Source organism: Marinibium conchae (assembly GCF_015595035.1).
Classification (GTDB): Bacteria; Pseudomonadota; Gammaproteobacteria; order Enterobacterales; family Alteromonadaceae; genus Glaciecola.
In genome coordinates this window covers 729,333-744,324 of the sequence record NZ_JADNRN010000003.1, presented here as the reverse complement: position 1 = coordinate 744,324, position 14,992 = coordinate 729,333, and the positions used below count along the sequence as shown (strand labels likewise).

15 protein-coding genes are annotated in these 14,992 nt (G+C 43.5%); 6 read left to right on the top strand and 9 right to left on the bottom strand.

Translation table 11 applies throughout. The features are described 5' to 3' along the window. Positions 1 to 516 precede the first annotated feature (516 nt). Together ISG33_RS14865 and ISG33_RS14860 are read left to right on the top strand one after the other, a co-directional pair. Positions 517 to 1,134 (top strand): LysE family translocator, encoded by a 618-nt coding sequence (locus ISG33_RS14865; RefSeq protein ID WP_195734380.1) that lies wholly within the window; start codon positions 517 to 519, stop codon positions 1,132 to 1,134. A gap of 206 nt (positions 1,135 to 1,340) precedes the next feature. Continuing rightward, a complete protein-coding gene (locus tag ISG33_RS14860; protein ID WP_195734379.1) occupies positions 1,341 to 1,886 on the top strand; it encodes a gamma carbonic anhydrase family protein in 546 nt (181 codons plus the stop codon). Between the two features lie 10 nt (positions 1,887 to 1,896). Here ISG33_RS14860 and aroE read toward each other — a convergent pair whose 3' ends face one another. From aroE to ISG33_RS14820, 8 genes are all read right to left on the bottom strand, one after another. Continuing rightward, positions 1,897 to 2,811 carry a shikimate dehydrogenase gene (gene aroE / locus ISG33_RS14855; RefSeq protein WP_195734378.1) on the bottom strand — a complete coding sequence of 305 codons (915 nt, stop codon included), beginning with the start codon at positions 2,809 to 2,811 and terminating at the stop codon, positions 1,897 to 1,899. A gap of 174 nt (positions 2,812 to 2,985) precedes the next feature. After that, positions 2,986 to 3,672, bottom strand: coding sequence for an OmpW family outer membrane protein (locus ISG33_RS14850; RefSeq protein ID WP_195734377.1), 687 nt, complete (start codon positions 3,670 to 3,672; stop codon positions 2,986 to 2,988). Between the two features lie 198 nt (positions 3,673 to 3,870). Continuing rightward, positions 3,871 to 4,785: an oxygen-dependent coproporphyrinogen oxidase gene (gene hemF, locus ISG33_RS14845; protein ID WP_195734376.1), complete on the bottom strand. Its 915-nt coding sequence runs from the start codon at positions 4,783 to 4,785 to the stop codon at positions 3,871 to 3,873. Positions 4,786 to 4,857: 72 nt separating this feature from the next. Next, complete coding sequence (gene tsaC, locus ISG33_RS14840; protein WP_195734375.1) at positions 4,858 to 5,400, bottom strand: L-threonylcarbamoyladenylate synthase type 1 TsaC; 543 nt, start codon at positions 5,398 to 5,400, stop codon at positions 4,858 to 4,860. A gap of 76 nt (positions 5,401 to 5,476) precedes the next feature. Beyond that, on the bottom strand, positions 5,477 to 6,052 hold the full coding sequence (locus ISG33_RS14835) for a DNA topoisomerase family protein (RefSeq protein ID WP_195734374.1): 576 nt from the start codon (positions 6,050 to 6,052) through the stop codon (positions 5,477 to 5,479). Positions 6,053 to 6,094: 42 nt separating this feature from the next. Next, positions 6,095 to 6,571 carry a DUF494 family protein gene (locus ISG33_RS14830; RefSeq protein ID WP_195734373.1) on the bottom strand — a complete coding sequence of 159 codons (477 nt, stop codon included), beginning with the start codon at positions 6,569 to 6,571 and terminating at the stop codon, positions 6,095 to 6,097. Between the two features lie 2 nt (positions 6,572 to 6,573). Further along, positions 6,574 to 7,740, bottom strand: a complete 1,167-nt coding sequence (dprA, locus tag ISG33_RS14825; RefSeq protein WP_195734372.1) for a DNA-processing protein DprA — start codon at positions 7,738 to 7,740, stop codon at positions 6,574 to 6,576. Positions 7,741 to 7,848: 108 nt separating this feature from the next. Then, positions 7,849 to 8,919, bottom strand: coding sequence for a LysM peptidoglycan-binding domain-containing protein (locus tag ISG33_RS14820; RefSeq protein ID WP_229333615.1), 1,071 nt, complete (start codon positions 8,917 to 8,919; stop codon positions 7,849 to 7,851). Positions 8,920 to 9,159: 240 nt separating this feature from the next. On the opposite strand from ISG33_RS14820, the gene def reads away from it, so the two are divergent. The 4 genes from def to trkA are packed head-to-tail and all read left to right on the top strand — an operon-like array spanning position 9,160 to position 13,473. Beyond that, on the top strand, positions 9,160 to 9,669 hold the full coding sequence (gene def / locus ISG33_RS14815; RefSeq protein ID WP_195734370.1) for a peptide deformylase: 510 nt from the start codon (positions 9,160 to 9,162) through the stop codon (positions 9,667 to 9,669). A 31-nt stretch (positions 9,670 to 9,700) separates the two neighbouring features. Then, positions 9,701 to 10,660 (top strand): methionyl-tRNA formyltransferase, encoded by a 960-nt coding sequence (gene fmt, locus ISG33_RS14810; RefSeq protein ID WP_195734369.1) that lies wholly within the window; start codon positions 9,701 to 9,703, stop codon positions 10,658 to 10,660. Next, a complete protein-coding gene (gene rsmB / locus ISG33_RS14805; protein WP_195734368.1) occupies positions 10,657 to 12,075 on the top strand; it encodes a 16S rRNA (cytosine(967)-C(5))-methyltransferase RsmB in 1,419 nt (472 codons plus the stop codon). The genes fmt and rsmB overlap by 4 nt, the downstream gene beginning before the upstream one ends. An 18-nt stretch (positions 12,076 to 12,093) precedes the next feature. Next, positions 12,094 to 13,473: a Trk system potassium transporter TrkA gene (trkA, locus tag ISG33_RS14800; protein WP_195734367.1), complete on the top strand. Its 1,380-nt coding sequence runs from the start codon at positions 12,094 to 12,096 to the stop codon at positions 13,471 to 13,473. A gap of 15 nt (positions 13,474 to 13,488) precedes the next feature. Here trkA and ISG33_RS14795 read toward each other — a convergent pair whose 3' ends face one another. After that, the gene (locus ISG33_RS14795; RefSeq protein ID WP_195734366.1) at positions 13,489 to 14,940 is read right to left on the bottom strand and encodes a TrkH family potassium uptake protein; all 1,452 of its coding nucleotides are present in this window, start codon (positions 14,938 to 14,940) and stop codon (positions 13,489 to 13,491) included. Positions 14,941 to 14,992: the final 52 nt, after the last annotated feature.

The window sequence follows — 14,992 nt, the reverse complement described above, 5'->3', positions numbered from 1 at the left end:
CTGCCGCCAGCGTTCAATCTGAGCCATGATCAAACTCTTCAATTAAATTTTTTGTAAATCGTTTTTTGTTGTCGACACTCTTAATGAGTGCCCACACAGATTGTCTTGTTTTATATTGTTAAAGAACGTGCTGGCTTCTTTCTATTTCACCAGCGGCTTGAAAGTCACGTTTCGTGCCGTCTCAAGCGGGATGCGTATACTACCTACATCCAATTTATTGTCAAGCCATTTTGCAAATTTATTTGAATTTATTTTTGACCGAAGTCGATGTAAAACCCAACACAAATTGTAAATACACTTGCCGCTTCAACTTAGCTCTAAACTTGCGTTTGGATGTCTCCGTTGAAGTGGCGCGCATTCTACAGGTATTAGTATTGGGGTCAAGCCTCTTTAGCAAAATAAATGCACTTTTAGCGTTGATCGCTCGAGAATCATGCTAAAGGCTTATATTTCGTACTTTTATTCACAAAATAGTTACAATATTGCCTAGTTAAGTACTATAAACGAGAAAGCTATATGCCTGACATTGCAGTCTTGATGGTATTCATTCCAACCTTTCTATTCATTTCAATAACACCCGGTATGTGTATGACTTTAGCAATGACTCTGGGCATGACAATTGGAATACGACGCACGCTTTGGATGATGTTGGGTGAGGTAATTGGTGTAGCAAGCGTTGCAGTGATGGCAGTAGTGGGTATTGCTAGCCTGATGCTGAACTATCCAACTATTTTTTCTATATTTAAGTGGGTCGGCGGTATTTATCTTGCCTATTTGGGTATGCGAATGTGGATGAGTAAAGCTAGCATTGAGTCTTTAGAGGGCAGCACAGCTATTGCTTCTAACTTTCAACTAATATCACAGGGTTTTGTAACGGCTATTGCCAATCCAAAAGGTTGGGCTTTCATGGTCTCAATACTTCCCCCCTTCATCAATATAGAAAAGACCCTGAGTACACAGTTGTTAGTGCTAGTAAGTATTATCATGCTAAGTGAGTTTTTATGCATGATGATTTATGCAAGTGGTGGTAAGGGGCTCAGATTAGCATTAAGTAAGGGTGATAGAATCAAGTGGCTAAACAGAATTGCGGGTTCTCTGCTCAGCTTGGTTGGAGTTTGGCTTATCATGTCATGAATTGATAGCCGAATTCATTGGTGTCTTAACTAACGTTTCACTTGGCTTCAGCTCATCCTCTTCATATTTTCTGCTCATACTACAAACGAGAGCTTAAGTTTCTTATTTAACGCTAAACTGGCTTAACGCTGAACTGGGGTTTTCTGATGCAAGAAAGCTATTAATATATGTTAATATTGTTCAACTCTCACCGCTTAGGAATGAATATGACCATCAGAGCGTATAAAACTATTACTCCTTCTTTTCCCAGCTCAGTTTATATCGACGATAGCGCCATACTCGTTGGGGATATCCAACTTGGCGAAGAGAGTAGCGTTTGGCCTCTTGTTGCGGCGAGGGGCGATGTAAATATTATTCGCATAGGCAAGCGAAGTAATATTCAAGATGGTAGCGTGTTACATGTGAGCAGAAAGTCAGACAAAAACCCAAACGGCTACCCGTTGATTATTGGTGACGATGTTACTGTTGGCCACAAGTGTATGCTGCATGGCTGTACATTGGGCAATCGCATTTTAGTCGGTATGGGGGCTATCGTGATGGATGGCGCAATTGTGGAAGATGATGTTTTTATTGCTGCTGGTGCACTAATCGCACCCAATAAAGTGCTAGAGAGTGGTTTTTTATACGTGGGGAACCCTGCCAAAAAAGCCCGCCCCCTTAAAGATAGTGAATTGGCCTTTTTGAAACAAAGTGCAGTCAACTACGTTAAATTAGGCGCAGAATATTTAACTGAGCGTGCGCTACCTGAGTAAGCAACAATGATTAGTTGCCTGCTCGTAATTCTTCACGCAGGTAACTCAGTACAGGTTCAACATTAGGGCGACGTCCGAACCATAAATAAAAGCTTTCAGCAGCTTGCCCGACCAACATGCCCAAGCCGTCTATCGCATTCTTACAGCCTAACTTTTTTGCGTGGGCAACAAAAACCGTATCTTGACTTTGATACACCATATCGTAAACGTCAGTATGTTTCGCAAATAAGCTATCGTCCAGATTAGGTAAAGCTTGTTGTAAGCTGAGAGATGTAGCGTTAACGATAAGATCATATTGATGTTTGCTGCAGTCACTTTCTGCAATTGCCATCACTCTTTCATCAACAAAAGCATCGACCAAACGTTGCGCATTTGCTTTGGTTCGATTAGTAATGTGAATACACCTAGGCTGCTCCTGCAGTAAAGCCGATATGGCTCCTCGAGCTGCACCACCGGCACCAATAAGCAAGATAGTTTTATTCCTCAACTGCATTTCATTACGCAGTAAATCAGATACTAATCCCTTTCCGTCAGTCGTTTGCGCGAAGAACTCCCTCCCGACTTTTACTAATGTATTTGCAGCACTTGCCTGCTGCACTTCTTTTGATTGATGCTGTGCCCAATTTGCTGCAAGTTCTTTAAATGGCATAGTGACATTTGCACCAATCGCTGTTTCTTGAGCAAAAAAGTTGTCGAGTTGAGCAAGAAAGGTTGATGGTTCACCATGGATTTTTTCATAGGAAATCGTAATATCAAACTGCTCGGCAAACATTTGATGAATAATGGGCGACTTACTCTGCTCTATAGGTTTTCCATATACGGCAAGCTTAGCTATTCTCCCAGACGTAGCGAGGGCTATATTTTGCTCTGCAGTTTTCGTTAGCTTGTGGGTGAGATCATTGGTGTGTATTTGATTTATTGACATTGAATATAGTTATATTGGCTGCGCAGTAATGATGCATAGAGATTACTATAAACTGTCATGAAATGGCGATATGTTCTGTGTATTTTGTAGAAATTTTGATTTTCTATGCGAATAAAAAAGCCCCTACGAATAGAGGCTGAACACACAAATGAATACGCGATAACTAGTGCTTAGCTAGAAAGTGTAGCCAACTGAGACAGTAAATACGATGGGGTCTATTTGAATATCGTTTACTGCACCGTCCGCCTCACCTACTTTAAATGACGCTTCAGTATCAATATCTATCCAACGTAAAGACGCATTAACATGCCATTGATCATCAATAATATAATCAGCACCTACTTGAGCAGTTAGGCCAAACGAACTATCAAGCTCTAAGTCAGACAAACCTGCAGCTCTGTTTGCAGAAGTAAATTCTTCATCAAAAAAAATGGTGAAGTTAAGTCCGGCCCCTACGTAAGGTTGAAATGCAGAAGAAGCATCAGCAAAATAATAGTTAGCGGTAACTGAAGGCGGCAAATGAGTCACTTCGCCCAAAGCATCTCCAGTACCTAATGGATCAGACGCACCAAAATTAACATCGTGAGTGAATGGCGTTGCTGCGAGCACTTCCACATTAACGTTATCACTTAGAAAATAAGCGAAGTTCAAGCCTAATTGCGCATTACTATCAACAGTGATGCCTAAGCCAAGGTCTGCACCACCGGCAAGAATATTAGAAGAATCATCATTTGGTGCAACATTAGTGATACCGCCACGAATAACAAAGTCGCCTTTCTCATGAGCCATTGCTGATGTCGCAAAACCAAGACCTACTAATACAGCTGCACCGACTATTGTTTTTGTTAGAGCATTTTTCATTTATTTTCTCTCTTGAGTGATTATTAAAACTAAAAGCTGATGGCCACGGCCACTTAATGTTAGTAATCCTAATATGAGGGACAACAAAGAAAGTTGATCTGGATTAACTTTGGAGCTTTGCTCGGCTTTTACGAAGAAAGAATTGATCTAACGCAAGTTTTTCATGCATTGAAGCTTGTAGGGAATGAAAAAAGCTGGCTATTCAGCCAGCCAATCTCTAGGTTTAAGGAAAGCTTGAATTTTTCCTTCCGGTGAATCCGCGTTGGGATGATAATTGTATTCCCACCTAGCTAATGGTGGCATCGACATCAAAATAGACTCGGTTCGACCACCTGTTTGCAAGCCAAACAGTGTGCCTCGATCGTAAACTAGATTAAATTCAACATAGCGACCACGTCGATAGAGTTGAAAGTCACGCTCTCGCTGAGTAAACGGCGTATTTTTTCGAGTTTCGAGAATGGGTACATATGCATCTAAAAAGCCATTCCCAACGTCTTTCATAAAACTGAAGCTTTGTTCGAAACCGGCTTCATTTAAGTCATCGAAGAATAAGCCACCTACACCTCGCGTTTCATCACGGTGTTTTAAATAAAAATAATCGTCACACCACTTCTTGTATTTTGGATATACATCGTCGCCATAGGGATCGCATATTGTTTTTGCCACGCTATGCCAATGCACGCAGTCTTCTTTAAATGGAAATGACGGGGTTAAGTCAAAGCCACCACCAAACCACCAGATGGGTTCAGCACCTTCTTTTTCGGCGATGAAGAAGCGGACGTTAGCATGCGATGTGGGCACATAAGGGTTGTGCGGATGAATAACCAGCGACACGCCCATTGCTTGAAAGCGCCGCCCGGCTAACTCGGGTCGTGAAGCCGTTGCAGATGCTGGCATTTGATCGCCAAATACATGTGAGAAATTTACGCCACCTTGTTCAATGGAATGCCCATTTGTAAGCACCCTTGAACGGCCACCTCCCCCCTCTTCACGATGCCATTCGTCTTGGTGAAAAGAACCTCTAGAGTCAGATAGCTCAAGGGTCTGGCAAATATTATCTTGAAGCTTCATTAAAAAAGCTTTTACTTCATCAATTTGTTGCTGACTTACCATGCTGCCTCTTTAAAAGTAGAAGTGTTGCTCTTTAAAGTATCAAAGAGATAACCAAGTTATTCTATGGATGTCCTATGATCGCAATGTTTCTAATGTGAGTCCATTAATAATCGTACTTGGTTGTTGTTGCTCACCTAATGCGCCTTCAACAACAAGCAGTTCAGAACCGAAATAGTCAACAACTTGCTGCTCTGTTCTTGCCGGCTCTTTACCTGCCGGATTAGCACTTGTCGACACCATAGGGCTGTTCACGGCAGCGCACATCTCCTTAACTAAAGGATGATTGGTCACTCGTACTGCAACAAGATCCGAATTACCACTGACCCATGATGGCGTTTTCGCCGACTTAGGCAATAGCCACGTAAAAGGCCCAGGCCACGAGGCAAAGATTTTTTCCTGGTTTGCCTCTGCTATCTTGTCGAGTTCAATAAATGAATCTAATTGCTCAACACTTCCTGCGATCAAAATCACGCCTTTTTCTACTGGTCGAGATTTAAGACTCAGGATATCCATCATTGCTTTTTCAGATAGAGGGTCACAGCCTAAGCCAAAAACGGCTTCGGTAGGATAAGAAAAGCATTGTTGGTGATGGAAAGCGTCGATAAATAACTGCATATTACTGCCCTACTAATAAAATAATGTGAATGTGTATCGGATAGAAGGTATATGGATAACCTGTCTGTTGAACTAATTATAGTGTTTGAATATGCTGACAGTTCACTTGAGGGCAAACTAATTTTTTACTATTGTTCTGACTCTCTACTTTGGTCATCACTTTCCACCCGCAGGCTTCACAGGGCATAGCTTCGGGCTCGGCGTTCAGCATATACTTACACTTTGGGTAGGCATTACAGGCATAAAAGTGCTTTCCAAACTTATTTTGTCGCTTAACTAATTCACCCTTTTCACACTTTGGGCAAGTAACTGCGGCATGTTCACTCTGTTGAGAAAGGCCATCTTTACTTGCAATATAATGGCATTCAGGAAAACCAGTACAGCCGATGAACATGCCATAGCGGCCCTTTTTAACAGCCAGTTCTTGGCCACATTCAGGACAAGAAGACCCCGCCATCACTTTCAGTATGCTGACATCATTCTTATGCAGTTGTTGAGTATGCTTGCAGTCTGGGTAGTTTTGGCACGCAAGAAAAGAAGACTTGTTTGCATGTTTAATTACCAGCTTCGCACTGCATTCGGGGCACTCACCGTAAGCTTGGTCCAACGCATGTTGGTTTGCACTAAACAGCTTGTGATCAATTTTTGCCATGGTCGATATTTACCAAAATGATTGTGCTAGCAATGACACAAGCTAATGCAAGGGCCCTTCCTGCTCTTCAAACAGAAGATCTTCCATTTGCTCGTATGCCCACTCTTTGCCAGGCACGTTAAACAGCACCATCAGCACCACCCATTTTAGGTCTTGTAGGCAAAACTCGTTTGACTCAATTTCCATAGTGCGGTCGATAACCATTTCTCTGGTGCTAATATCCAGCACTTTGACTTGCTCTAAAAACATCAAAAAGCCGCGGCACTGTGTATCAAGGCGAGTATGTTCTTCAGGGGTATAAACGCGAGTACTGCTTGGTACCGCCACACGAGACAGATAGGGTTTTGCCTCTGTTTCTTGCAGTTGAGCAAGCTTTTCGACCCAGGCGAGGGCCTTGTATATCTCGTCGAGATGAAAACCCGCTCTCAATAACTCATCGGTTAACTCATCGTGGTCAACTCGAAATTCACTCTCACTGTGTACTAAGTTTTCAAATAAGTACATGAGGATATCAAACATTGCTAAGCCCTCAATTTAAGGTAACCTCCTGAAGTGGAGGCCACAATTCCGCGCAACTCATATTCTAATAATTTTGTAAGCAAGTTAGGTATACACTCGCCGCTACGCTTCGCAATATCGTCGATAGAAGTAAGGTCGTAATCAATCGCTTGAAGGATTGGGTCGGCAGCCTCGCTTATCATTGCATCGACAGACTCTTTCAGGTCTGTAGATACAGTATCTAACAACGGCGCCATTGCCAAGCTTTGTTTTTGATTAATCGGTAACTCATCTAGAATATCCTGCGCGCATTCTGCAAGCTTCGCGCCTTGTTTGATAAGCCAGTGACAACCTTTAGCTTGAGAGTTGTGAATGTGGCTTGGCATCGCAAACACCTCTCTATTTTGCTCAGATGCATACTTAGCAGTTACCAGTGAACCACTTTTAATTTTTGCCTCGGCAACTAAGGTTCCGCAACTCATTCCACTAATAATTCTATTACGCCGAGGAAAGTGTTTTGGACTGGGTAATACACTTGGTGGAAACTCACTCAATAGCAAGCCTGAGCGTTGGACTTTTGCATATAGCGATTTATGCCGTTGTGGATAAATACGGTCAATACCACAACCCAGAACGCCTATTGTTTTACCTGAGTTCGATAAGCAAGTCTGATGGCATTGAGCATCAATCCCAAGAGCAAGCCCACTGGTAATGACGATATTCGACGTTCTTACTAACTCGGCAACAATGGTGTTTATTGCATTAATACCACCGGCGCTTGGGTGACGTGTACCAACTACGGCAAGTTGTTGCTCAGCAAGCAAATTGATATTGCCGTCTGCGAATAATAGGATCGGAGGCTGAGATATTTCTCTTAGTAATGGGGGATATTCGAGGCAATCATAGCTGATGATAAAACGCCCCTGTGCATCACTCGTCTCAGATAAAGATGAGGTATCGATGTCGTGTAACCAATTATAGGCTTTTTGGGTAAAAGGATTCTGTTCGCTTAAGCAAGCAATTTGCTCATCGGTCCACCCGTAGGCTTGCAAAGACGAGCCAGAAATGTCACCAAGTGCTGCAATGTTTGTTTTAAAGTGGCGTGCAGTTGAAAGCAGACCAGCAATGCCAATTTTAGGTATTGCTGTTAACGCTAGCCAATAGTTAATATCGGCGTTAGATGTGATCATTTTGCCCTTCCTTGGTCAAAAATCAGTGTATAAATATTGCTGCAAGCAGCGCTGAAACCATGCCTATACTAAAGCTCAGTGAGTCAACCCTGCTGCAGCATAAGGGGTTTATGGTTTACCCACAAACTCCCCGCCCATCATGTGCTTATTAGATTTTGTAACCCAAGCGTAACTTGCGTTATCAAAGGTCTTAAATACAACGAGCTCGCCAATCTTGAATGCTGGTTGCTCAATTCTTTCTTCTAAATCGAGAAGTTCTTTCAGTTTACTTCTTGATACTTCATATTTTGGTTGCTCACCATCTATGATAACTGGACCTTGCTTGTAAACCCCCATCACCATGCCTGGACTCACTTCGTCTGAACCTAGGTTGATGACAACAACATCACGCTTACCGATAAGACGACGCTCTTCAATATTTGCGATTAAAACGCCAACTTGATCGGTTGCTGCTGAAAGCACTAAATCAGATGTATCGAATTCCTCAATAGGACTTAACTTGTCGCCGCGGCGAGCTTCACTGTTGCTTTTCACAAGGCGAACTATCTGCTGCTCACCGCCGCCTGCCATAACTTCAACACGGCCTACGTTGCGAACTTGAAAACCAATTAATTCACCATTGAGATCCATAAGCGCTTTTTCTTTGCGAACTATCTCATACTCAGCGTTTTCGTCCGGTAGGCGATGACTCAATACAAAGTCTTTTTCAACATAAGCGGTAACACCGTCATTATCACCTAATAAGTGAGGTAGTTTGTTGTAAGCCATAGCCGACATTATTCTATCGTTTCGAATATATGGGCTAAGTACCTTCCAAGGTAACACACCGATAGGCGAAGGCTTCACTTTTGTAGATGAATCTGGTGTTAGCGAAATAGAGGTTTTGTCGCGCACCAACTCTATTACCGGCTCACCATCGATATAACGCAAACGTAATTCATCCCCCGGATAGATAAGGTGGGGATTTTCTATTTGCGTATTATTTCGCCATAATTCTGGCCATAGCCAAGGCTGATCAAGGAACAAGTTAGAGATATCCCAAAGAGTATCTCCCTTTTTAACCACATAGGTTTGTGGTGCATCCGTCTTAATATTGATGATATCTGCCAATGCTGATTTCATATTCACTAATAAGGTGCCACAAACGATGAGTGCCAGCATTGATAGTTTTTTTATCATAGTCATTCTTATACTACTCTTGATATTCCTGTTGGTCGCCTGTACTTCGGGCTGGTTTTGCCACAGACCATTAAATTAAATGCCCGTAGTAGTTATCGGTTTATTTTTGATAAGATTAACCTATATCTAGACCACAGACTATGCCTTATGCGTTAGAATAGACAATTAAAGCAAGCTTTAAATAACTATTCTACACGAATAGTATATTTTTCAATACTGACAATAAGAGTAAATTTAACAATGGCAGTAAAAACAGTACTTACATTTCCAGACGAGAGACTACGCACAGTCGCGGCTCCCGTAAAGGAAGTTAACGATGAAATACGCAATTTAGTTGACGACATGTTTGATACCATGAAGGACGAGAAAGGTATTGGATTAGCAGCAACACAAATAAATGTGCATCAACGTGTTGTCGTAATGGATGTTTCTGAAGAGCAAGACGAGCCGAAAGTATTCATAAACCCAGAGATCATTGCTCGCGAAGGTTCAACCATTAGCGAAGAAGGCTGCTTGTCAGTACCAAATAACTACGCAAAAGTTGATCGTGCAGAAAAAGTGACGGTAAAAGCACTGGATCGCAATGGTGAGAGCTTTGAGCTGGAGGCAGAAGGCCTACTTGCAGTTTGCATTCAGCACGAACTTGACCATTTAGAGGGTAAGCTCTTCGTGGATTATTTGTCTCCGCTGAAGCGCAATAGAATCAAAAAGAAATTAGAAAAAGAAGCTCGCTTAGCATCTAAAGCATAAACTTAACTACTAATAGGGTTGTGAATAAGCATTGGCCACTTCATTGAAAATCATTTTTGCCGGCACACCTGATTTTGCAGCAAAGCATCTTCAGGCGCTACTAGACTCTGAACATGAGGTTGTTGCGGTGTATTCTCAACCTGACCGCCCCGCTGGGCGCGGCAAAAAACTCAGTCCGAGCGCGGTCAAGGTCTTAGCACAACAGGCCGGCTGCCCCATATACCAACCAGAGAGCCTCAAGACTCAAGCGGCACAGGAAGAATTGGCTGCAATTCAGGCTGATATTATGATCGTGGTAGCCTATGGCCTCATTCTCCCAGCGGCGGTACTGCACACCCCCAGATTAGGTTGTTTGAATGTGCATGGTTCGCTACTCCCCAAATGGCGAGGTGCGGCCCCAATACAACGTGCAATATGGGCCGGTGATAAATTCACTGGGGTAAGTGTAATGCAGATGGATGAAGGCTTAGACACAGGGCCTGTATTACTCGAAAAAAGCATGGTTATTCCTCCATTAGCAACCAGTGCAAGTTTATACGACGATCTCGCTGAACTTGGTCCAGAAGCTTTGATAGAGGCCATCGACAACATTGAAAACCTGACACCGGTAGTCCAAGATGACAGCCTCGCTAGCTATGCAAATAAGCTGTCAAAAGAAGAGGCTAAGGTTAACTGGCAAGAAAGTGCGGCGCAATTAGCTAGAAACGTGCGCGCTTTCAATCCATGGCCAATGGTATGGTTTGAACACAAAGAGCTGGCACTGAAAGTGCACGCAGCACAAGTAGTAGAAGCTTTTGAAGAGTATCCAGTAGGGACCATTGTTTCGGTGAGTAAAGAAGGTATTGAAGTTGCGGCAAGAGAGCACAATCTACTTCTCACTTGTATTCAAATACCCGGTAAAAAGGCACAAGAAGCCAGTGATATCATTAATGGTAAGCCCGATCTTTTCATTGAAGGTGAGCTTATCAGCTCTGCACATCAACCAATATGAAGCCGCATAGACATCAAAAATCAAAACGCCAAGGGCAAAATCTTTACCAGTTAAGCCACAGAGCAAATTTACGAGCAGATGCCGCCTGGGTGTTATTTCAAATATTGGAGCATGGAAAGTCCTCCCGTGACGTGATGCCTAAAGTATTTGCTAGGCATGAGACTAATAATAAAGCTTGGTTGCAGGAAATGGTGTTTGGCTGCTTACGTGAATTACCTAAGTTGCAGTATTGGCTACGTCAGTTACTCGACAAACCATTAAAGGGCGACCATAAGCTCATTGAGCATTTAATTATGCTTGGTTTTTATCAACTACATTTCAGTCGTACATTAGAACACGCTGCCGTTTCTGAAACCGTTGAAGCTAGTACTGTACTTGGCCATCATGGCCTCAAAGGCTTAGTAAACGCTAACTTGCGCAACTTTCAGCGCAAGGACATTGCGTCACAAGCAATCGATCAGCCACACGTGAATATTGGGCTACCGAAATGGCTTTATAAACAACTTCTCGCTCAATACCCCGAGCAAGTGGAGAGTATTGCGACGAATATGAATGAACGTCCGCCACTATGGCTACGGATTAATCATAGAGTAGAAAGCAAAACTAGTTTTTGTGACAAACTTAATAGTGAGGAAATTGACTACGCTGAACCCAACTTTGAGAATTGTGGCTGGGACTTGCACAGCGCCTTCAATGCCAGCGCCGCTATTCGCTTAGAAAGGCGCAGCGACGTTACCCAACTTCCGGGTTTCGACGACGGCGCCTTTGCAGTTCAAGACCTTGCAGCCCAACTTGCAAGTGAGCTACTGAATGTTCAGCCTGGCGACACGGTACTTGATTGCTGCGCTGCACCAGGAGGTAAAACGGCTCATTTACTAGAGAGCCAAAATCAATTAGCACGGCTCGATGCAATTGATAGCGATGGTGAGCGCTTAGAACGTATTGATGAGAATATGACGCGTTTGGGGCACAAAACGCATTTTGGTGATCGCCTTAATTTATACGTCGCTGATGCATCAAGCGAAGAAGTGTTAAAGCGAGTGCTTGGCAATACGACTTACGATAAAATCTTACTTGATGCACCATGCTCAGCCACCGGCGTTATTCGTCGCCACCCTGATATTCGTTGGTTAAGAAAATCAGCCGACATTGAAAACACAGTAGAATTGCAGAAAAAAATCTTGGCCGTAATCTGGGGCCGATTAAAGCCAGGCGGCACTTTGTTATATGCAACATGCTCCATACTCAAGCAAGAAAACACAGAACAAATAGCGAACTTCCTAACAAACAATAAAGATGCCAAGCTTGTGCCTTTGCACAAAAACGAAAGCCCAACTCAACCCGGCTTACAAATTTTACCCGGCGATGCACAAATGGATGGTTTCTATTATGCAAGACTGCTAAAGTCTGAATAGAATTTAGGGAAATACGTAATGAAAATCATCATCATAGGTGCGGGGCAAGTTGGTGGCACATTAGCTGAAAACTTAGTTGGCGAGAAGAACGAAATTACTATTATCGATAACGATATGGACACCCTTCGCAACCTTCAAGACCGGTTAGACCTGCAAGTGGTATGTGGTGTTGGCTCACACCCTGATATTTTGAAAAAGGCAGGTGCCGAAGACGCCGACATGCTCATTGCGGTAACTAACAGCGACGAAAGCAATATGATGGCCTGTCAAGTTGCCCACAGCCTTTATAAAACCCCAACTAAAATAGCGCGCGTTCGCTCCGAACAGTACATTATTTATCAAGACAGTTTATTCAAAAGCCAAGACATTCCGATCGACCACTTGATCGCACCCGAGCAACTAGTTACCAAAGCAATCAAACGCTTAATTGACTACCCAGGGGCACTTCAAGTTGTAGAATTTGCTGACGGAAAGGCCAGTTTGGTTGCTGTTAAGGCCTATTATGGCGGGTTGTTAGTAGGCCATGCCTTGTCGGCATTGAAAGAACATATGCCGAATGTAGATACACGGGTGGCCGCCATCTATCGACGCGGACAACCGATCAGGCCACTAGGGTCAACTGTGATCGAGGCCGATGATGAAGTGTTCTTCATAGCCGACACTAAGCACATTCGCGCAGTGATGAGCGAACTGCAAAAATTGGAATCAAGTTATAAACGGATCATGATCGCGGGTGGCGGTTTGATTGGCGCAGGCCTAGCAAAACGTTTGGAAAACAAACATAACGTCAAGCTCATAGAGTACAGCCAAGAACGCGCCAAACAGTTATCGAGCATGCTAAATAAAACCATCGTGTTCCACGGCGACGCCTCCGACTCTAGCTTGCTCAGCGAAGAAAATGTGGAGCAGGTTGATGCCTTTATTGCTGTAACAAACGATGATGAAGCAAACATTATGTCGGCCATGTTGGCAAAACGCATGGGCGCAGCCAAAGCAATGGTACTGATTCAGCGCAGTGCCTATGTTGATTTAGTGCAAGGCGGCGAAATCGATATCGCCTTCTCTCCTCAACAGGCTACGATATCAGCCCTGTTAACCCACGTACGACGCGGTGACATCGTAAACGTCTATTCTCTTCGTCGCGGTGCGGCTGAGGCAATAGAAGCGATTGCCCATGGTGATGAAAACACATCAAAAGTGGTTGGTAAACAAATCCAAGACATTAAGCTACCGCCGGGAACAACAATTGGAGCAATCGTGCGTGAAGATGAAGTGATCATTGCGCACAGCGATACCACGATTAAGGCAAATGACCACGTCATCTTGTTTTTAGTTGATAAGAAATTCATAAACGACGTTGAAAAGCTGTTCCAGCCTTCAGCCTTGTTCTTTGGCTAACAAAGTAGAATAGGCTTAGCTGCGCCAAAAAGTGGGAGAAAATAGAACCAAAAGCGAAAACACTTCTAATCGCCCGAACAGCATGGCGATAACCAGCAGCCATTTCCCCATATCTGTGACATCCGCGTAAGTACCTGCGACTGAACCCAGGCCAGGGCCTAAGTTATTCAGCGTGGCGGCAGTTGCTGTGAAGGCTGTGATATCGTCCATGCCGGTGGCTATTAAGGCAATCATGATCACTACAAACACTATAGCGTAGGCAGAAAAGAAGCCCCAAACAGCTTCAACAACACGGTCGGGCATTGAGCGGTCGCCAAGTTTAACTGAATACACAGCTTTTGGATGAATCAGTCTATCAACCTCCCGCTTACCTTGTAAAAAAAGTAAGAAGATTCGAATGACTTTTAAACCACCTCCCGTTGAACCAGCACAACCACCAATGAAACTAGAAAATATTAGAATGATTGGTAAAAATGCAGGCCAAGAACTAAAGTCGGTGGTTGCAAATCCGGCGGTGGTGCTGATGGAAACCGCTTGTATAAGTGCTTGGTCGAGCGCCATCTCGGCAGTTTCATATACCGAATGATACACTAAGACACCAAAACACAGAGTTACCAAACTTAGCTGTATGGTAAAAAAGGCCTTACACTCAGGATCACGGAAATAATTGCGAATATTACGCCCCGATACCGCAGCATAATGCAATGAAAAGTTGAGCGCAGCTATCCATAAAAAGATAACGCACACTACGTTCACAGCAACGCTATTAAAATGTCCTAAGCTCGCATCATAAGTAGAAAAGCCACCAATCGCGATAGTCGAGAACGCATGACAAACTGCATCAAACAAATTCATACCAGCTACCCAATAAGCAGCTGAACAAGCAATCGTTAACGACAAATATATATACCAAAGATGCTTTGCTGTGTCGGCAATACGCGGTGTCATTTTAGAATCTTTCACCGGGCCAGGGGTTTCAGCACGATATAACTGCATACCACCTACCCCTAAAATAGGCAGTATCGCCACCGCTAATACAATGATCCCCATACCACCCAACCACTGCAACTGCTGACGGTAATACTGTACGGCCTTAGGTAGGTACTCGATTCCTTCTATCACAGTCGCACCCGTTGTTGTTAGCCCTGAGAAGGATTCAAAAATAGCGTCGGTTATGCTCATTTGTGGCTGTTCTAATAACGCGAAAGGGAGCGCACCAAAACTGGCAAGTACCGTCCAAAACAGGACAACAATCAAGAAACCTTCCTTGGCCCGAAGGTCTGCTTTTTGTCTGCGATTCGGGTACCAAAAAGCCAAGCCAGTAAGGATAGATAATACGAAGGCAAGAATAAAAGCCAAGCCACTGCCGTCACCATAAATAAGCGAAATTAAGGCAGGCGGAATCATCGTCACACTAAACAGTGCAACTAATAAACCTAGAATACGAATAATGGCGCGGTATTGCATTTCCACTATGCCTTTTTTATTGTGGCAAGATATACATAAGCCTTAGTGACAA